At 73.3% G+C, this 18,091-nt stretch carries 16 protein-coding genes; 8 read left to right on the top strand and 8 right to left on the bottom strand.

The window, feature by feature from the left end:
- Positions 1-55 precede the first annotated feature (55 nt).
- Genes VR894_RS16885 through VR894_RS16875 form a run of 3 tightly spaced genes read right to left on the bottom strand, consistent with a single transcriptional unit; the run spans position 56 to position 2,606 of the window.
- Entirely contained in the window at positions 56-934 is an 879-nt protein-coding gene (locus tag VR894_RS16885; RefSeq protein ID WP_324653420.1) for a MetQ/NlpA family ABC transporter substrate-binding protein, read from the bottom strand.
- Between the two features lie 23 nt (positions 935-957).
- Positions 958-1,635, bottom strand: a complete 678-nt coding sequence (locus tag VR894_RS16880; RefSeq protein ID WP_324653419.1) for a methionine ABC transporter permease — start codon at positions 1,633-1,635, stop codon at positions 958-960.
- Positions 1,632-2,606: a methionine ABC transporter ATP-binding protein gene (locus tag VR894_RS16875; RefSeq protein ID WP_324653418.1), complete on the bottom strand. Its 975-nt coding sequence runs from the start codon at positions 2,604-2,606 to the stop codon at positions 1,632-1,634. The genes VR894_RS16880 and VR894_RS16875 overlap by 4 nt, the downstream gene beginning before the upstream one ends.
- Positions 2,607-2,904: 298 nt before the next feature.
- Between VR894_RS16875 and VR894_RS16870 the strand changes: the two genes are divergently transcribed.
- From VR894_RS16870 to VR894_RS16835, 8 genes are all read left to right on the top strand, one after another.
- On the top strand, positions 2,905-3,684 hold the full coding sequence (locus tag VR894_RS16870) for a CPBP family intramembrane glutamic endopeptidase (RefSeq protein WP_324653417.1): 780 nt from the start codon (positions 2,905-2,907) through the stop codon (positions 3,682-3,684).
- Between the two features lie 80 nt (positions 3,685-3,764).
- Complete coding sequence (locus tag VR894_RS16865) at positions 3,765-6,389, top strand: lysylphosphatidylglycerol synthase transmembrane domain-containing protein (protein ID WP_324653414.1); 2,625 nt, start codon at positions 3,765-3,767, stop codon at positions 6,387-6,389.
- Positions 6,386-7,855 carry a DUF2079 domain-containing protein gene (locus tag VR894_RS16860; protein WP_324653412.1) on the top strand — a complete coding sequence of 490 codons (1,470 nt, stop codon included), beginning with the start codon at positions 6,386-6,388 and terminating at the stop codon, positions 7,853-7,855. Before VR894_RS16865 ends, VR894_RS16860 begins: the two co-directional genes overlap by 4 nt.
- Before the next feature lie 17 nt (positions 7,856-7,872).
- Positions 7,873-8,313 carry a fluoride efflux transporter CrcB gene (crcB, locus tag VR894_RS16855; protein ID WP_324653410.1) on the top strand — a complete coding sequence of 147 codons (441 nt, stop codon included), beginning with the start codon at positions 7,873-7,875 and terminating at the stop codon, positions 8,311-8,313.
- Positions 8,310-8,660 carry a DUF190 domain-containing protein gene (locus VR894_RS16850; protein ID WP_324653408.1) on the top strand — a complete coding sequence of 117 codons (351 nt, stop codon included), beginning with the start codon at positions 8,310-8,312 and terminating at the stop codon, positions 8,658-8,660. Before crcB (VR894_RS16855) ends, VR894_RS16850 begins: the two co-directional genes overlap by 4 nt.
- On the top strand, positions 8,657-9,031 hold the full coding sequence (crcB, locus tag VR894_RS16845; protein WP_324653406.1) for a fluoride efflux transporter CrcB: 375 nt from the start codon (positions 8,657-8,659) through the stop codon (positions 9,029-9,031). Before VR894_RS16850 ends, crcB (VR894_RS16845) begins: the two co-directional genes overlap by 4 nt.
- 52 nt (positions 9,032-9,083) lie before the next feature.
- Positions 9,084-9,692 carry a copper resistance CopC family protein gene (locus VR894_RS16840; RefSeq protein WP_324653403.1) on the top strand — a complete coding sequence of 203 codons (609 nt, stop codon included), beginning with the start codon at positions 9,084-9,086 and terminating at the stop codon, positions 9,690-9,692.
- Positions 9,693-9,831: 139 nt separating this feature from the next.
- Positions 9,832-10,317, top strand: a complete 486-nt coding sequence (locus VR894_RS16835; protein WP_324653402.1) for a hypothetical protein — start codon at positions 9,832-9,834, stop codon at positions 10,315-10,317.
- On the opposite strand, the gene VR894_RS16830 is transcribed toward VR894_RS16835, so the two are convergent.
- The 5 genes from VR894_RS16830 to VR894_RS16810 form a co-directional block, all read right to left on the bottom strand.
- The gene (locus tag VR894_RS16830; RefSeq protein ID WP_324653401.1) at positions 10,305-11,204 is read right to left on the bottom strand and encodes a PfkB family carbohydrate kinase; all 900 of its coding nucleotides are present in this window, start codon (positions 11,202-11,204) and stop codon (positions 10,305-10,307) included. The two genes, VR894_RS16835 and VR894_RS16830, sit on opposite strands and share 13 nt — an antisense overlap.
- Before the next feature lie 153 nt (positions 11,205-11,357).
- Complete coding sequence (locus VR894_RS16825) at positions 11,358-12,104, bottom strand: 2,3-diphosphoglycerate-dependent phosphoglycerate mutase (protein ID WP_324653400.1); 747 nt, start codon at positions 12,102-12,104, stop codon at positions 11,358-11,360.
- A gap of 8 nt (positions 12,105-12,112) precedes the next feature.
- A complete protein-coding gene (locus tag VR894_RS16820; protein ID WP_324653398.1) occupies positions 12,113-12,751 on the bottom strand; it encodes a hypothetical protein in 639 nt (212 codons plus the stop codon).
- A 160-nt stretch (positions 12,752-12,911) separates the two neighbouring features.
- Entirely contained in the window at positions 12,912-17,057 is a 4,146-nt protein-coding gene (locus VR894_RS16815) for a S8 family serine peptidase (RefSeq protein ID WP_324653397.1), read from the bottom strand.
- Positions 17,058-17,185: 128 nt separating this feature from the next.
- Positions 17,186-18,049, bottom strand: coding sequence for an EamA family transporter (locus VR894_RS16810; RefSeq protein WP_324653395.1), 864 nt, complete (start codon positions 18,047-18,049; stop codon positions 17,186-17,188).
- Between the last annotated feature and the right edge of the window lie 42 nt (positions 18,050-18,091).

The following is an 18,091-nucleotide window of genomic DNA, read 5'->3' as shown; positions in this document are numbered from 1 at the left end:
GTTGTTTCGCAACAACTCCGCTCTCGGCGTCAGGAAAGGGGGGTGGGGGCGCGCGTTAGAAGGCTGGGATGATCTCCGCGTCGGGCCAGCGCTCCTCGACGAAGGAGCGGACGTCCTCGGAGTGGAGCGCCTCGTCGAGGGCGAGGATCGCCGGGTCCTCGACGTCCTCGGCGCGCACGGCCAGCAGGTTCGCGTAGGGGTTGCCCTCCCCCGACTCGGTGACGATGGCGTCCTCGGCGGGGTTGAGGTCCGCCTCGAGGGCGTAGTTGCCGTTGATGACGGCCGCGTCGAAGTCCTGCAGGCTGCGGACCAGCTGGGCCGCCTCGAGCTCGACGAGCTCGACGTCCTTCGGGTTGTCGGCCACGTCGAAGATGGTGGGGTCCGCGACGTCGGCGAGGGTGAACAGGCCCTCGTCGGCGAGCAGCTCGAGGGCGCGCGCCTGGTTCGACGGGTCGTTCGGCACACCCACCTGGGCGCCGTCGGGCAGCTCGTCGAGGGACTCGACGCTGTCGGAGTACACACCGTAGGGCTCGATGTGCACCCCCTCGAAGTGCGCGAAGTCGTAGCCCTTCTCGGCGACCTCGGCCTCGTAGTAGGGCAGGTGCTGGAAGAAGTTCGCGTCGAGCTCGCCCTCGGCCAGCTGGACGTTGGGCTGGACATAGTCGGTGTACTCGACGATCTCGAGGGTGAAGCCGGCGTCCTCGGCGAGGTTCTCCTGGACGAACTCGAGGATCTCGGCGTGGGGGGTGGGGCTCGCGCCGACGACGATGGTCTGCGGCTCGCCGTCGGCGGCGGTGTCCTGGGTGCCGGCAGTGTCCTCCTCGCCTCCGGAGCCGGAGCTGCCGGCGTCGCCGCAGGCGGCGAGCAGGAGGGCGGAGGCGCCGATGACGGCGGCGACCCGGGCACGGGCCGCGAAGGGTCGGGTGGTGCGCATGGAGGGATTCCTCTCGTTGGGGGTCAGCGGTGGTCGACGAGGCGGACGGCCAGGTCACCGAGCATCTGAAGGAGCTGGACGAGGACGATGATGACGACGACGGTCACCACCATGACGTCGGTCTGGAAGCGGTTGTAGCCGTGGTTGACGGCCAGGGCGCCGAGGCCGCCGGCACCGAGCGCGCCCGCCATCGCGGAGTAGCCGACGAGCGTGATGACGGTGACCGTCACGCCTCCGAGGAGGGCAGGCAGCGCCTCGCGCACGAGCACCCCGCCGACGATCCCCAGCCGGGACGCCCCGACCATCTGGGCCGCCTCCACCTTCCCGGGGCTGACGTCGCGCACGGCCGTCTCCACCAGGCGGGCGAAGAACGGGATCGCCGCGAGCGTCAGCGGCACCACGGCCGAGCGCCAGCCGTAGGTGGTCCCGGTGAGCAGCCGGGTCAGCGGCAGGATCGCGATCATGAGGATGATGAAGGGGAAGGACCTGCCGACGTTGACGACGACGGAGAGCGCCGCGTTGACGGCGCGCGCCGGTCGCAGACCTCCCGGGCTCGTCGCCACGAGAGCCAGCCCGAGCGGCAGCCCGAGCAGCACGGTGAACAGCGAGGACAGCCCGGTCATCCAGACGGTCTCGAGGGTGGCCGAGGGGAGCTGCTCGGTGATGACCCGGTTGGTCAGGGCGTCCTCGACCCAGCTCACTGCGCCACCTCCTCGACGTGGATACCCGCGGCGCGCAGGGACCGTCCTGCGTCGGCGGCGGAGCCGACGGGCACGGTGAGCCGCATCCGCCCGACCCGTGTCCCGACGAGGGTCTCGATCGTCCCGGCGGGCACGTCGACGTCCTCACCGAGTGCGGCGACCGCGGCCAGCACCCGGCCGGTCCCACCCGCGAAGGCAATCTCCAGCGTGGTCCGTCCGGGGGCCGCCGGCGCGGGGGGCAGTGGCACGAGCGAGCGCGCCAGGCGTGAGCCGTGCTCGCTCGTGACCTCGTCGATCGGCCCGCTCTGGACGACGCGCCCGCGGTCGAGGAGCGTCACGGCGTCGCACACCTCACGCACGACCGACATCTCGTGGGTGATGATGAGGACGGTGATGCCGAGCCTGTCGCGCACGTCGTGGATGAGGCGCAGGATCTGCCGGGTGGTGTCCGAGTCCAGCGCCGAGGTCGGCTCGTCGCACAGGAGGACGGCCGGCTCGGCGGCGAGCGCGCGGGCGATGCCCACCCGTTGCTTCTGCCCGCCGGAGAGCTGGGAGGGGTAGGAGTCCGCCCGGTCGGACAGGCCGACGAGCTCGAGCAGCTCGGCGACCCGCTCGGCCCGCCGGGGCCTGGGTACTCGGGCCACCCGCAGCGGGTAGGCGACGTTGGCCGCCGCCGTCCGGGCCTCGAGGAGGTTGACGTGCTGGAACACCATCCCGATCCGCAGCCGCTGCCGCCGCAGCGCCCGCTCCCCGAGCCCGGAGAGGGCGACGCCATCGATCGCGACGGTCCCGGAGGTGGGGCGCTCGAGGGCGGTGAGGCAGCGGATGAGGGTGGACTTCCCGGCGCCGGACTCACCGACGATCCCGTGGATCTGGCCGCGGGGGACGTGGAGGTCGATCCCGTCGAGCGCCACGACCTCGCGGTCACCGCGCGTGCCGTAGACCTTGCGCACGTCACTCAGGCTGATCACGGGACTCCTCCATCGGTCCTGGCGGGAGCACCCGACGGGCGGGTTGCTGCAGCGTCGACGAGCCAGGTCTCTCGGCTGCTCTGGATGGTCCGCTCATCGTAGGTTCCGTCGTTCGGGCACCGACAAACGCCGTCCGCATGGCAAGACCGCACGGACATAAGACCCCTCCCCCCTCACGCCGAGAGCGGAGTTGTTTCGCAACAACTCCGCTCTCGGCGTCGTATGGGGGTGCGCTCTCCTCTGCACGGCCGACACAACCCCGCTCTCGGCGTCGGGGCGACGCTGCTATAACCGCACCATGGAGCCGGCCCCGCACGCACCCGTGCGCCCGTGGCGTGCACGCGCCGAGGTGTGGATCGTCCTCGGCCTGTCGCTGGGCCAGTCGGCCGTCTACGCCCTGGTCAACATCGTCGCCCGGCTCACCGCGGCGACCCCGCTGCGCGACCAGGCGACCGCCCTCAACCCCTCCCGCTCCCCCCGCCCCTACCTCGACCTCGTCTACCAGCTGCTCAGCGTCGGGTTCGCCCTCGTGCCCGTGGCGCTCGCCCTGCTCCTGCTCAGCGAGCCCGGGCGGCGGGCCACCAGCCGCATCGGGCTCACGCTCGCGCGTCCCGGCCGGGACCTGGCCGTGGGCGTCGGCCTCACCGCGCTCATCGGGGTGCCGGGCCTGGGCCTGTACGCGCTGGGCCGGGCGCTCGGCATCACCGTCGAGGTCCAGGCCGCGACCCTCGACCAGTACTGGTGGACGGTGCCGGTGCTCGTCCTCGCCGCGTTGAAGAACGCGCTCCTGGAGGAGGTCGTCGCCGCCGGGTACCTCGTCGAGCGGCTCGAGGAGATGGGCTGGCGACCCGCCGCCGTCGTCGCCGCCAGCGCCCTCCTCCGCGGCGCCTACCACCTCTACCAGGGCATCGGGCCGGGGCTGGCGAACGTGGCGATGGGCGTTGTCTTCGCCGAGTACTACCGACGACGACGGCGGACCATGCCCCTCGTCGTCGCCCACACGCTCCTCGACGTCGTCGCCTTCGTCGGCTACGCGCTGCTGCCCGCCTCGATCCTCGCGTCCCTCGGCGTCACCTGAGCCGAGCGGCGTGCCGGGCGGCCGTGGGCTCGCCGGGTGGCTGCGGGGCTACGCGGGGCGCAGCCCCTACACTCGGGCGCATGACCGATCGGGCCGCCGACCCCAGCGCGCCCGCGTCCACCACCCGGGCCCGCAAGGTCCTGCTCGTCGACCTGCCGGCTGCCCGGGTGCGCCGGCCCAGGGACCTGCTCGAGCTCATCCTGTCCGTGCTCGGGATCGCCGTCGTCCTCCTGCTCGCGGTGTACGCCCACGCCACCGCGATCGGGGTCACCGAGGACGTCCAGTCCGCCGCCGCGCTCGTGCTGCGCCAGATCCTGCTCCTGCCCGTCACCGTGCTCGAGGGCGTCGTCACGTTCTTCCTCCCGCTGTTCGTCGTCGTCATGCAGGTGCTGCGGCGGCGGTGGCGCTCGGTGCTCGAGGCGCTCGCGGCGGCGGTGGTCGCCTGGGGCCTGACGACCGCGGCGGTCTGGCTGCTCGACTCCTACGGCCCGAGCGCCCTGTCGGTGGGCCTGACGATCACCACCGAGGGCGACAGCGTCATCGCGATGAACCCCCTCGTCGCCGCCCTCGCGGCACTGCTGACGACGGTGGGCCCCAGGGACCAGCGGCCGACCGTGCGCTGGTCGTGGAACCTGCTGTGGGTGGTGCTCGTCCTCACCGTCATCCGGGGCGGGCTCACGCTCCCCGGGGCGGTCATCACGGTGCTCATCGGGCGGGTCGTCGGCCTGGCCGGGCGCTACGTCGTCGGCGTGTTCAACGAGCGTGCCGAGGGCACCGTCCTCGTCCAGGGACTGCGCCGCTCCGGGCTCGACCCCGTCCGCGTCGTGCGGCTGGACCCCCCGGACGGTGGGGACGTCCGGGCATGGACCGTGACGACCTCGGCCCCGATCGGGTACACGGTCCGGCTCCCCGACAGGCGGCGCGCCGCGCTCGAGGGTGACCCGTCCTGGCCCGGGTCCTCACGCACCACCGACAGCATCGTCCCGGACGTGCTCACCGACCCGCATGCGGTCCTGGCCGCGTCGGCCGGGCCGGCCGGGGTGGCCCTCGACCCGGTGAGCGCCCACCGGGTGTACTCGGTGTGGGACGCGGAGGGCGCACGCTGGTACGTCACGATGCTCGACGGCGACCGGCAGGTGGTCGGCTACCTCTCCTCCCTGTGGCACCGCCTCCGGGTGCGAGGGCTGCGCCGTCGTCGTGCCGGCTCCCTGCGGGAGGCCGCCGACCGGGCAGCCCTCCTCGCCTACGCCACGGAACGGGCCGGTGTCCGCACCCCGCCGCTCGTAGGGATGGCCGAGGCGCGGGACTCCGTCATCATGGTCACCGCCCACATCGCGGGGGCGCGGCGCCTCTCCGACATCCCCGCGGACGAGGTGAGCGACGAGCTGCTCGACCGCATCTGGGGAGAGCTGAGGACGGCCCACGACGCCGGTATCGCGCACCTCGACCTCACCGCCAACGCCGTCCTCGTCACCAGCGACGGCACCGTCTTCCTCCTCGACTGGGAGAACGGGGAGATCGCCTCCTCGGAGTTCTCCCGGCGGCTCGACCTCGCACAGATGCTCGCGATCACCGCGACGAAGGTCGGGGCGGACAGGGCGCTGGCGAGCGCCGGGCGGTGCCTCGGGGACGAGCAGCTCGCGTCGATCGCGCCGCTGCTGCAGCCGGTGATCCTCACGCCGCACACCCGCTCCGAGGTGGACAAGCCGCGCGAGCTGCTCAACGCGCTGCGCGAGCGGCTCGTCGACCAGCACCCGGACGCCGACCTCGAGCCGATCCGTCTCGCGCGGTTCAGCATGCGCACCGTCGTCATGGTGACGATCGCCGTCGTCGCGGTCTGGCTGCTGCTCGGGTCCCTGAACTTCGAGCAGGTCGTCGCCGCCGCCCGCAGTGCCAACCCGTGGTGGCTCGTCGCCACCTTCGGCTTCGGGATGGCCACCTTCCTCGGCAGCGCCATGGGTCTGGTGGCCTTCTCCCCGGAACGGATCGGGCTGTGGCGCACCACCCTGGTGCAGGTCGCGGCCGGCATCGTCGCGCTCGTCGCACCGGCCGGCGTGGGGCCGGCGGCCCTCAACCTGCGTTTCCTCACCCGCCAGCGCATCGCGACCCCGCTCGCGGTGGCGACGGTCGCCCTCGTCCAGGTCTCCCAGTTCGTCACGACCGTGCTTCTGCTCGTCGTCATGGCCCTGGTCACCGGGAGCGCGGGGACGCTGTCCGTCCCGTCCGGGGCCGTCAACGCCCTGGCGATCGTCGCCGTCCTCGTCATCGTGACGCTGCTCGTCGTCCCGCCGGCACGCGCCTGGGTCTGGCACAGGGTCGGGCCCACGCTGCGGCAGGTGTGGCCCCGGGTGCTGTGGGTGGTCGGCAGCCCGAGCCGGCTGCTCATGGGCCTGGGGGGCAACGTCATCATGACCCTCGGGTACGTGGCGGCCTTCGGCGCCGCGCTCGCGGCCTTCGGGTACTCGCTGCCCGTGACGACGCTGGCGATCACCTACCTCACGTCCAACACCGTCGGTGCCGCCGTGCCGTCGCCCGGCGGGATCGGCCCCGTGGAGGCCGCCCTCACCGGTGGCCTGACGGTCGCGGGCATCCCCGCCGGTGTCGCGTTCTCCACCGCGCTCGTCTTCCGGGTCCTCACCTTCTGGATCCGGGTGCCCTTCGGCTGGGCGGCCCTGCGCTTCCTCCAGCGCAAGGGAGCGGTGTGACGGCCGCAGCCGGCCTCGCGCGGCGGGCCGCGCACCGGTTGCGGCAGCCGGAGGCGTGGGGGGTCGCCGTGGTCGCAGGGGCGGTCTACGTCGTCGTCTCCGTGCTCCAGTGGCGGCGGCTGGAGGCGCCGTCGTGGGACCTGGCGATCTTCACCCAGCTCGCCAAGGCCTACGCCGGCCCGGGCGCCCCGATCGTCCCGATCAAGGGCAACGGCTTCAACCTCCTCGGCGACCACTTCCACCCGGTCCTCGTGCTCCTCGGTCCCCTCTACGCAATGTTCCCCTCCGGCCTCACGCTGCTCGTCGTCCAGGCGCTGCTCGTGGCGGTGTCCGCGTGGCCGCTCACCGCGCTCGCGGTGCGGTGGCTGGGTCGGTGGCCCGGCGTCGGGGTGGGCCTCGTGTACGTGCTGTCGCACGGCATCCAGGGTGCGGTGCGCAGCCAGTTCCACGAGATCGCCTTCGCCCTGCCGCTCCTCACCTTCGGGTTGTGCGCGCTGCTCGAGCGCCGCTGGCGGGCGGGCGTGCTGTGGCTGGCGCCGCTCGTCCTGGTCAAGGAGGACCTCGGCCTCATGGTCGCGATCCTCGGCCTGGTCGTCTGGCACCGGGGCGCCACCCGGCCGGGGCTGGGCCTGGCGGCGTGGGGAGCTGCGTGGTTCGTCCTCACGACGGCGCTAATCCTCCCCGCGCTCAACCCGCGCGGTCAGTACGACTACACCGACAACCTGTCCGTCGGGGACGTCCTGGGGGACCCACTCTCGGCACTGGCGGGTGCCCTGGGCCCGGGCGAGAAGGTCGTCACCGTCCTGCTCCTCGTCGCGATGGCGGGGATCGTCGGGGTCCGCTCCCCGCTCCTGCTGGCAGCCCTGCCCACCCTCGGCTGGCGGTTCCTCGGTGAGGTGTCGTTCTACTGGTCGTGGGTGTGGCACTACGACGCCGTGCTCATGCCCCTCGCCGTCGCAGCACTCCTCGACGCCCTCGGACCGCGACCCGGGTCCCGCGCCGCGTCGCTGGACGCGGCGCCCACCGGTGAGCCTCTCCCCGCGCCCGACGGCCGGCGCCGGCACCGCCGCCGCACCGCCGGTGCGCTCGCCGCGGCCGGCCTCGCCGTCGTCCTCACCGCCCCGGACCTCCCCGTGCTCCGCCTCCTCGACGCCGAGACCTGGCGCCCGTCCCCCCGCGCGGAGGCCGCCCGCGAGGTCCTCGACACGATCCCCGAGGGCGCCGTCGTCGCCAGTGACATCTCCCTGCTCGCCCGTCTGGTTCCGACGACGACGGCGCTGTGGTCCGGCACCCCGAGCAACCCGGTCGCGGACTACTACGTCCTCGACCGTGAGGGCGGCGCGTGGGGCGGCAACCCACCCGCTGACGTCGCCGGCTGGGCGGAGGACAAGCACCCGGGAGCCGACTACGAGCTCGTGCTGGAGACCGGCGGCTTTCAGGTCGCCCGGCTCGTCGACGCCCGATGAGCGTGGAGGGACGCCCCTTGCGCCAGGACGACCGGCCCGCCCGCCCGTTCTCCGTGGACGTCCCGCTCGTCATCGCCGCGGGCGGCGCGCTCGGTGCCGTTGCCCGCTACGGGTTGTCCGTCGCACTGCCGGCCGGGGACGGCTCGTTCCCGTGGGCGACCTTCTGGACCAACGTGGCCGGGTGCCTGGCGATCGGCGGGCTCATGGTGCTGGTCACCGAGGGACGACCGCACCGGCTCGCCCGCCCGTTCGTCGGCGTCGGAGTCCTCGGCGGCTTCACCACGTTCTCCACCTACAGCGTCGACGCGGTCCGGCTCGTGGAGTCCGGATCGGCGGGCACCGCCCTCGTCTACACCTTCGGCACCCTTGCCGCGGCCCTCGTCGCGGTCGAGGTCGGCATGGCCACGACACGCTGGGCCTCCCGGGCCCGCCGCACCAGGAAGGACGGTCGACGATGAAACAAGGTCAGAGGGTGCTGCGACTGACGGTGCTGGTGGGTGAGTCGGACCAGTGGCAGCACCGCCCGGTCTACGCCGAGATCGTGCGCAGAGCACGCGACGCCGGGCTCGCCGGGGCGTCGGTCTTTCGCGGCCTCGAGGGCTTCGGCCGGTTCCACACGATCCACACGAGCCGGATCCTCAGCCTGAGCGAGGACCTGCCGCTGAGCATCGTCATCATCGACGAGGAGGACAGGATCCGCGGGTTCCTGCCCCAGCTCGACGGGCTCGTCACCGAGGGCATCGCCGTCCTCGACGACGTCGAGGTGGTGCGCCACTTCGGTGACGCGGGGGACGACCCGGCATGACCGTCCTGCTCGTCGCCCTGGGTGCGGCCGTCGGCGCACCGCTGCGCTACTACACCGACCGGGCGATCCAGTCCCGCCACGGCGGCGTCCTCCCGTGGGGAACCCTGGCAGTGAACGTCGGCGGTTCCCTGCTGTTCGGCGTCCTCGCCGGCGGCGCCGCGGCCGGGGACGTGTCACCCACCGTCCTCGCCGCGGCGGGGGTCGGCTTCTGCGGGGCGCTGACGACCTACAGCACCTTCGGCTACGAGACCGTCCGCCTCGACCGCGACGGGTCCCGGGCGTACGCGGTGCTCAACGTCCTGCTCAGTCTCGCCGCCGGCCTCGCCGCGGCCTGGCTCGGCTTCACCGTCGCCGGGGCCGTCTGGGCCTGAGGGGTACCGAGCCGCCTCCGGCCGGCACCTCCGGCCCACCTACGATGGCGGTATGACCATCCTGCCTGCGCCCGTCCGTCTCCGGAGCGCACTCGTCGCGCTGCTCACCCTCCTCGGCGTCGTCTCCGCGGGAGCGGTCGCCCAGGCGCACGACGTCCTGGTCGGGTCGGACCCGGCCGCGGGGGCGGTGCTCGACGAGGCACCCGGGTCCATCGTGCTCAGCTTCAGCGACGCCCCCCTGACGGTCGGCTCGGCCATCACCGTCGTCGACGCGTCGGGAGCCACCGTGGCGCAGGGAGAGGGCACCGTCGACGGCACCGACGTCGTGCTGGAGCTCGGCACACCGCTCCCGGCCGGCGAGCTGGAGGTGCGCTGGCGGATCGCGTCCAGCGACGGTCACCCCATCGAGGGCACTATCCCCTTCACCGTCGCCGGGAGCCCGGAACCGGTCGTGACCGAGGCCGCGGCCGAGACGGCCACCACGGCGGCGGCCCCCACCGCGGAACCCGGGCCGGAGGTCACCGCCGAGCCGGGCGAGGAGGCGTCCGGGCTCGCCGCGCTGCCCCTGTGGCTGCGGGTGGCCATCGGCGTCGCCGCGCTCGGCGCCGTCGCGGGCTTCGTCGTCATCGTGGTCCGGCGGCTGCGTGAGGACCGCCTGTGAGGAACCTCTCGCACCATGTCCGCCGGCCGACGAGCGGGGCCGAATCCCAGAAATCACCGGTATTCCGCGGGTCTCGCCGTCGTTGACCACCCGACATATCACGGTGCCGGTAGCCGCCGTGCGGGTTTAACGTCAAGACATGACACGTCGACTCATCCTTCCCGCGGTCCTGCTGCTCACCCTTGCGGGCTGCAGCTCCAGCACGCCCGACGACGGGTCCACCGCCGCGCCGACCGAGACCACTGAGCAGAGCGCCGAGCAGGTCACCTGCGAGGGCTTCTACGAGGGCACGGGCACGCCGCTGGCGGACCGGGCCGACGACGCCCGGACCGCCCTCACCGGTGGCGAGGTCGAGGACGGTGCGCCCTACACGGAGGTCAACGCACTCGAGCAGCGCATCCGCGAGCTCGGCGAGGACGCCCCGAGCGAGCTGGCCGGCCTCCTCGAGGACGTCAACGCGCCCTTCACCGAGGCCGTCGCCGCGGTCAACGAGGCACGCTCCCAGGAGGTGCCCGAGGGCGAGGAGCCGGCGTTCCCCGACCTCAGCCAGATCGACGTCTCCGGCTCCGAGGACGCCCAGGCCGAGTTCCAGAGCGCCTGCTCCGACGCCGGCTACGGCGCCTGAGCCACCCCGTCCGGCCGCGCCGTCGCCGCCTCCAGGACGTCCTCCCCCAGCCCGTCGGGCCCGTCGGGGTGGGTGATCCTCCAGGCGGCGGCGGTCGCGGCGTACTCCATGGCGGCGCGGGTCTCGCACCCGCGCGCGAAGACGTAGTGGGCGAGCGTCGCGGCGTACGTGGCACCCAGGCCCGCCGGCCGGCGCCCGGGTCCGAGGTCGCGGGCCGGCACACGGATCAGCTCCTCGCTCAGCCCCATACCGATCGCCCCACGCTCACCCAGGGTCACGACGACGAGCCGCGCCGTCGAGCGCTGCCGCCACGTGCGGAGCAGCACCTCCTCGTCGACGGTGGGGCAGTGCCCCATGACGACGAGGTCGGCCCTGAGGTAGGGCTGCTGCTCGAGTCCGGGTGGCGACCGCATCGACCCGAGCGCAGCCGTGACCGGCACCCCGGTGGCCCGCGCCCCGGTGATGAGGGCCGACGTCGGGAGGACGCCGTCGACGACGAGCAGGTCCGACGTCGCCAGCGCGCCGAGGTCCAGCTCGACGTGCGCGGTCCGGGCATCCCCGAGGTCACGGCTGATCTGCCGGTGCCCGCACGCGTCCTCCAGGACGACGGCACGCGGGGAACGCGCCAGTGACCGGGGCGACATCGCGGAGTTGATCCCGTAGCCGTACGCGGCGGCGTCGACCGCTGCCGCCTCGGCGTCCTCCCCGAGCGGTGCCGCGAGGTACACCTCGTCGCCGAGCGCGGCGAAGGTGCGCGCAGCCGTGAACCCCGAGCCCGCAACCGACGTCGAGATCGCCGCGTCGCGCACCGGCCGGTACTCCACCGGGAAGCCGTCCACCGGCAGCGTGACCACGGAGTAGGCCATGCCTACCACGACCACTCTCATGTGAGTGCCCCCTCATCGGATGCCGCGACCTTGCGGGACCCCGCCGAGACGAGCGTAACCTCCCGGTGCACCCTCGCACGTCGAGCGGAGGGACGATCCGCCTGGCCGGATGAGGGACCCGGCGGTAGCGAGGAGTCGGAGGGGTGCTCGGCCTCAGGTGCCGCCCTGGGCCGCGATCTCGGCGGCCTCCTCGGCCGCCACGCGGGGGTCGAGGTAGCGCCCGCCGCGGACCAGGGGCCGCAGCTCGGGGTCCAGCTCGTAGAGCAGCGGACGTGCGTTGGGGAGGTTGAGGTCGCGCAGCTCGTCCGCGGTGAGCCCGTCGACGAGGCCGCACAGGGCCCGCAGGGAGTTCCCGTGGGCGACGACGAGCACCTGGGAGCCGCTGAGCAGCTCCGCCCGCAGCTCGCCCTCCCACAGCGGACGGACCCGGTCGACGACGTCGGCGAGCGACTCGGTCGCCGCGACCGCCTCCGGCGGGAGCCGGTCGAAGGGCGCGAGGGAACGCCACAGGGCGACGGTCGCCGCGGGCAGCGGGTCGGGGCGACCGTCGAACGAGCGCCGCCAGTGGAGGAAGAGGTCCTGGCCGTAGCGCTCGGCGACGTCCCGCTTGCGGTAGCCCGTGAGGGCGCCGTAGCTGCGCTCGTTCAACCGCCAGTGCCGCACCTCCCGCCCACCGACCCGGGCGGCGATGATGTCCGCCGTGTGCCAGGACCGGACGAGCTCGGAGGAGACGATGAGGTCGGGTCGCCAGCCGCTCGCCCCCAGCCGGGCGGCGGCGTCGTGGCTGCCCTGCTCACCGCGGGGAGTGAGTCCGACGTCCAGCACCCCGGTGAACAGCCCGAGCGCGTTCGCCGCGCTCTCGCCGTGGCGCACGAGCATGAGCGAGCCGGTGTCCGTCACGGCCGGCCTCAGGTGGACATGCCGAGCTGGTTCTGCCCGAACTCGGTGAGGAACCGCGGGCCGCGCGAGTCGAGCTCCCGCTCGTACGTGGCGCTCCAGTGGCCGTAGGGACTGGTCGCGAGCGCGTCGTTCGCGAAGCGGGGGTCGTCGCTGACCTCACTGACGCAGAAGTCGGGGATGGTGAGGTCGGTGACGGGCCCGCCTCGCTCGCACTCGGCGACCACCAGCGGGTGGTTGCGGCCGAGGAAGGAGTCGATGACCCAGCCGTCGGTGCCGAGCCACAGCGAGTAGCGGAGCTTGGCGACGAGGTCGCCACCGAGCCTGACCATCGCCAGTCCGGCGGTGACGTCGAGCTCGCGTTCCGCCTCGTAGCGGGTGCCCCCGACGTAGGGGCCCTTCGCCGTCAACGCGCAGAAGCTGAACGTGTCGGCGGCTGCCTCGAGGAGCTCGCGCTCGTCACCCCAGGTCGGGAGGGAGCCGGCCGGTGCCGGGCCCTGCAGCCGGATGCGCAGCGCGTACCCGTCCGCCGCGAGGAAGTAGCTCTGCACGATGAGAGCCGGCGACGGCTCGCTGAGGGCGGCGTCCGGCAGCCGGCGCACGAAGAACTTGCGCTCGAACTCGAAGTCACCGTGACCGGCGTCGCTCATGCCGCCAGGTTACGGGGAACGGGCACAGTTTGGCTGTACCACCGGCCGCGCGTCCCACGAGAGGGCCCGCTCCCCTCCCGGCGCCGGGAGGGGACCACGGTCCGCGCGGCTCCCTGGGGCCAGGGAACCGCGGGACCGTGGTCCCCGGGCTGCGCTCAGGTCACCGAGCGCGCACGGTCGCGACGTCGATGCCGGGGAGGTACCCGGTGTCGCCGCTGTAGGTGGCGGTGACGATCGAGATGAAGCGGACCGGTGGCAGCTGCACCTCGACGCGGGCGTCCTCGTCGAGCTGCACGCGGTCGACGACACGGAAGCCCGAGGTGACGGTCACCGTGCCCGTCGGCAGCGGCGCACCGCCACGGCCGAGGACCTCGACCCCGATCTCCGGGGAGCTCCCCCGCGGGACGCTCGACGCGGCGTCGATGTTCACCCGGGAGAACGCCGGGAGGACGACGTAGGTCGCGCTGCGGCTGGTCGCGGCCACGACGGCGTCCGTGCCGGGGAAGACCGCCGTGAGGTGGTGCGCCCCCGCCGCGAGGTCGCGCGGCAGGGCGATCTCGGCGGTTCCGCGGAGCCCGTCGACGGTGAGCTCGCCGGCGGCGACGACCTCGCCGTCCTCGTGGATCTCCACCGCCCCCGACGGCGCCGCGCTCGCACCGTCGACGGTCACGGACGCCGTCGCCGCGTCCCCGTAGGTCCCGACGACCCGCGACAGGTGCAGGGACACCGTCGCCGCGGACGTGGCGACCTCGACGGCAACGGGCTCGGAGACCGAGGGCGCCCACCGGGACGAGTCCGGCGTGAAGGCCGCGGTGAGCGAGTGGCTCCCGGCGCCGAGACCGACGGCGGCGGCCGCGCTGCCGTTCTCGACCGGTGCCGTCGCCAGCTCCGTGTCGCCGTCACTGAACGTCACCGTGCCGGTCGCCTCGGCGGGCGAGACGGTCGCGGTCAGGGTGAGCTCGGAGCCGACCGTCGGCTCGCCGTCGACCGTGAGCGTCGTGGTCGTCGGTGTGGCCACGACGTCCGCGACGGTGACGTCGCGGACCTGCGCCCGGTCCCCGTCCGCGTTGTGCGAGTGGAGCACGAGCAGCGGTCCGACCTCCGGCCCGGCGTCCGGCGACCGGTGCACCGTGATGTCCGTGGTCGACGGGACGAACAGCGCGCTGAGGAGCTCGTCCCCACCGCCGCTCGTCCACATGTCCGGCGTGAAGGGGTCGTAGGAGAAGGGCGCGACCTCGTCGATGACGTTGGTCCCGCTGGGCGCGTAGCCCGAGTACGTCCACACGGTGAACGTCGGCTCGACCGCCGGGTTGAACAGCCCCAGCGGGATCGGTGCGACGAGCACGTTGTTGTCGTACACGGTGCTGTCCGTGTCACCCCACAGCCCGTTGACCGCACCGATCCAGATGCTCGCGCCCGTCCTGGCGTCGAACGTCGCCGCGACGGTGACGTCGGTCTCCTCGTTGAGCTTCTGGATCACGGTCTGCAGGTCGGGGACACCGTCGCCGGTGACGTCGATGTCGATGACGGGGTTCACCGACGTCCCGAGCGTCGGCCACTGGCCCTGCATCGCGATGCCGATGCCGACGTACCCGTACTGCAGCGGGTTGTACCCGGCAGCGGCGACACGCGGACCGGTGGACATCGCGCCCACGTACCGAACGTCGCCGGCGGCCACCTGGGTGGGCGAGGTCGCGCCGGGGTCGGCGGGCTCGAGCTGCGGGCTGGTCGCCATGAGCTCGAGCACCGAGACGAGGGAGGTCCACCCGCCCGAGTCGACGTGCCGGCCGCTGATCTCCAGCGGTGCGGCGAGCGCATCGGGCGCCGGGAAGACGACCGGCTCGGCGTCGAGGTCGGACACGAGGCGCGGGGCGGCGTGGACCGGGACGTGCAGCGTCTGGCCCTGCGACCCGCGGGGCGCCAGGACCAGCCGGCCCGAGATGGCCGCGAGGTACTCGCGGGGGACGCCGGCGCCGGAGTCCGCGCTGGAGGTCGGGTCGATCTCCCGCTCGAGGGTCTCCGGGTCCACGGTGAGGGTGAGCGTGACCGTCTGGCTCCGTCCGGGCGGGACGAGGATCGAGGAGGGTGTCGTCGTGATCGTGGCCCCGCCGGCCGTCGTGGCCGCCTCGAACCCGGTGGTGAAGCGGACCGGGCCGCGGTTGTCGATGTTCTCCACGGTCACGGTGCGCCGCAGCTGGACGGTCTCGGCACCGACGTCGACGACGCCGAAGGACACCGTGACGTTCTGCTCGGCGCTGGAGTCGTAGGCGATGACGCCGTTGCTCACGGCGGCCAGCGCGTCGACGCGGCCGGCGCCCACCCGCTCCGGTCCGTACACCGGCCCGGTGGGACCGGGCTGGGAGTAGACCGGGTGGGTGGCCGTGTTCATGATGCCGGCCTTGATCTCCTCCGGTGTCCAGCTCGGGTTGGCGGCCCGCAGGAGCGCGGCGATGCCCGCGACGTGCGGGGAGGCCATCGACGTGCCGGTCAGGGTCTGCGCTCCCGTCCCCGCACCGGACGCGGCGGAGGAGATGCGGGTACCCGGCGCGGCGACGTCGGGCTTGACGACGCCGAGCGACCCGTGCGCGCCGCGGGAGGAGCCCGGGTTGAGGGTGTCACCGAGCGTCTCGTCCCGGGTGAGGGAGATGTCCAGGTAGGACGGGCCGAGCCGGACGGTCAGCGTGCCGGCCTGGATCTCCGGCAGCAGCAGGTCGGTGACCCGGGCGGTGAGCTGCGCACCGGGGGTCTGGGCGTTGCCCGCGATGCCGGCTGTGAAGATCGGGTTCTCGGTGCCGATGAGCACACCGGCCGCACCCGCCGCCGTCGCGTTGTTCCAGCGGGCCGTGCTGCCGCACCTCCGGCTGGAGTCGTTGTCGTCCCAGTACAGCCACACGACGTTGCCGGCGATCTGCTCCGCGTAGTCGGTGAGCGGCTCACAGCCGTCCACCTGCTCGCCGAGGAAGACCACCGGGGCCTCGACGTCCTCCGTGCCGGTGTAGTTGATCGAGTTCTGCGCGGCGTGCTGGCCCAGCAGCGACTCGTCGGCCGCGGCGGCGACCTCCACGGCGTCGAACGTCATCGTGTCGCCCACCGAGTTGGCGACGGCGAGCGCGGCGCTGGAGTTCCCCGGGGAGCCGCCGACGTCGGTGGCGTCCCCGGAGTTCCCGGCGGACATGACCGACAGGGTGCCGAGGTCCGCGAGGCGGTTGACGAACAGGTTCTCGGGGTCGTCGACCGGGGCGGTCGACGCGCCGAGCGAGAGGTTGATGACGTCGAGACGGTCGTTGAAGTCGAAGTCGCCGTTCGGGTCGGCCGCCCACTCCAGGGCGTTGATCGTCACGCCGGTGGAGCCACCGACGTCGCCGAAGACCTTGAGCGCGTAGATGCCCGACTCGGGCGCGGAGCCCGGGCCGACCTCCCAGTCGCTCATGTCCTCCAGCTCGCCGTAGTCGCCGCGGAAGGTCTCCCCGTCGGGCGTGACGCCGTAACCGGCCGCGGTACCGGCGACGTGCGTCCCGTGCCCACCCCCGGCGGTGTAGTGCGCGTCGATCGGGTTGGGGTCCGGCTGGGGCACCAGCGTCGAGCCCGGGACGGTGCCGGAGGCGTCGTAGGTGGGGCCGGCGAAGTCCCAGCCGCCCAGGAACTTGGCCGGGTCGTACAGGCCCTCGGGAACCGGACCGGTGCCGTCCTCGCCGTAGGCGGCGGCGTAGGCCTCCTCGGTGCCCGGGCCGCCGAAGGTCGCGTGGGTGTAGTCGACGCCGGTGTCGATGATGCCCATCCGGATGCCCTCGCCGGTCTGGCCGTAGGACTCCCAGACCTCGGCGGCGCGCGTCATGACGTCGGTGCCCTTGTTGTTCGGCTCCTTGAGCGTGACGAGGTGGACCCCCACGACGTCGTCGGACTGGGCGAGCGCACGCACCTGAGCGGCGTCGCCGGTGACGATCGTGCCGGCAAGCAGGTTGCTCGTGACCGACAGCCGCTGGGGCGCGACGCTGCGGGCGCTGCGCGCTCGGGCCTGGGCGGGGACGACGTCCTGCGCGAGGTGCTCGACCTCCGCGACAGCCTCCTCCGCCTCGGCGGGCGACCCGCCGGACTCGACGACGTCGAGCGCGGACGGTGCGGCCAGCTGGACGAACGCGGTGACGTTGCCCTCCGCCGCTCGCAGGGAGTCGCTGACCTTGGCGCCGGGGTCGAGCGCGGGAAGGGCCGGCGGTGGGTCGCCGTCCGCGGATGCTGGGACTGCCCCCAGCACCGCGGTCGCTCCGAGGACGAGGGCACTGGCTGCTGCGGTCAGCGATCGACGCATCGACACACTCATTTCCTGGTGGTGGCCGCGACGGCTTCGTCGCGGCCACACGAGTACGGGGGTGCTGGACAAGGTAGCGGTCACCACCGACGAACGTCACCCGCCCGAGGAAGGATCCCGTCAGTCGGTCACCCCGGCACGGGGGCGGAGTGTCTGGTCGCCCCCGCAGTGGCGACCGCGACGAGCAGGATGCCGACGAGCTCGAGCCCGCCCAGTGCCTGTCCGAGCACCAGCCGTCCGGCGAGGGCCGCGATGAGCGGGTACAGGCTCATGAGGACCGCGAAGCTGCCCGCGGTGACCCGCCGCAGCGCGGCCATCTCCAGGCTGTAGGGCACGACGGAGGACAGCACCGCGACAAGTGCACCGACACCGAGCACCCCCGGCTCGACGAGCGCGGTCCCGGCGGTCGCGACCCCGAGAGGCAGGGCGAGCACGGCGCCGACCGCAAGGGCGAGCGCGAGCCCGTCCGCGCCGTCGAAGCGACGCGCCACCCGGGATCCGACGAGGATGTACCCGGCCCAGGCCGCACCCGCGCCCAGGGCGAGGGCCACCCCGACCGGGTCGAGGTCGGCGCCGAGGTCCCCGCCCAGCAGGTAGACACCGGCGAGGGCGAGCACCGCCCACACCACGTGCGACGACCGCCGACCAAGGACGACGTAGAGCACGAGCGGGCCCAGCACCTCGAAGGTGACACCGATGCCCAGCGGGATCCGGTCGATGGCGTGGTAGAGCATGGTGTTCATCAGCGCGAGCGAGAGCCCGAGCCCGAGGACGAGCAGCCAGTCGGACGCTGTCCGACCGCGCACCCGCGGGCGCAGGAGAGCGAGGAGGATCGCGGCACCGAAGACGAGCCGCAGCGTGACCACACCCATCGGGCCGGCCTGCGGGAACACGAGGGCTCCCACGGCGGCGCCGAACTGGGTCGAGACGGCGGCGGCGAGCACGAGGCTGACGGCCATGGTACGCAACCGCGCACCCGACGGTGAGGTCACTGCTGCACGGTATCCCCGAGCCCGCGCCCCCGCCGTCGTCGC

The organism is Georgenia sp. H159, from assembly GCF_035607575.1.
Taxonomy (GTDB): domain Bacteria; phylum Actinomycetota; class Actinomycetes; order Actinomycetales; family Actinomycetaceae; genus Oceanitalea.
This window is presented reverse-complemented; position numbering and strand designations above follow the sequence as displayed.

What these genes read in the sequence shown, in the direction of transcription:
- VR894_RS16885 (WP_324653420.1), bottom strand. Translation starts at nt 934, where the DNA reads ATGCGCACCACCCGACCCTTCGCGGCCCGTGCCCGGGTCGCCGCCGTC.
- VR894_RS16870 (WP_324653417.1), top strand. Translation starts at nt 2,905, where the DNA reads ATGGAGCCGGCCCCGCACGCACCCGTGCGCCCGTGGCGTGCACGCGCC.
- VR894_RS16865 (WP_324653414.1), top strand. Translation starts at nt 3,765, where the DNA reads ATGACCGATCGGGCCGCCGACCCCAGCGCGCCCGCGTCCACCACCCGG.
- VR894_RS16850 (WP_324653408.1), top strand. Translation starts at nt 8,310, where the DNA reads ATGAAACAAGGTCAGAGGGTGCTGCGACTGACGGTGCTGGTGGGTGAG.
- crcB (WP_324653406.1), top strand. Translation starts at nt 8,657, where the DNA reads ATGACCGTCCTGCTCGTCGCCCTGGGTGCGGCCGTCGGCGCACCGCTG.
- VR894_RS16840 (WP_324653403.1), top strand. Translation starts at nt 9,084, where the DNA reads ATGACCATCCTGCCTGCGCCCGTCCGTCTCCGGAGCGCACTCGTCGCG.
- VR894_RS16835 (WP_324653402.1), top strand. Translation starts at nt 9,832, where the DNA reads ATGACACGTCGACTCATCCTTCCCGCGGTCCTGCTGCTCACCCTTGCG.
- VR894_RS16830 (WP_324653401.1), bottom strand. Translation starts at nt 11,204, where the DNA reads ATGAGAGTGGTCGTGGTAGGCATGGCCTACTCCGTGGTCACGCTGCCG.
- VR894_RS16820 (WP_324653398.1), bottom strand. Translation starts at nt 12,751, where the DNA reads ATGAGCGACGCCGGTCACGGTGACTTCGAGTTCGAGCGCAAGTTCTTC.
- VR894_RS16815 (WP_324653397.1), bottom strand. Translation starts at nt 17,057, where the DNA reads ATGCGTCGATCGCTGACCGCAGCAGCCAGTGCCCTCGTCCTCGGAGCG.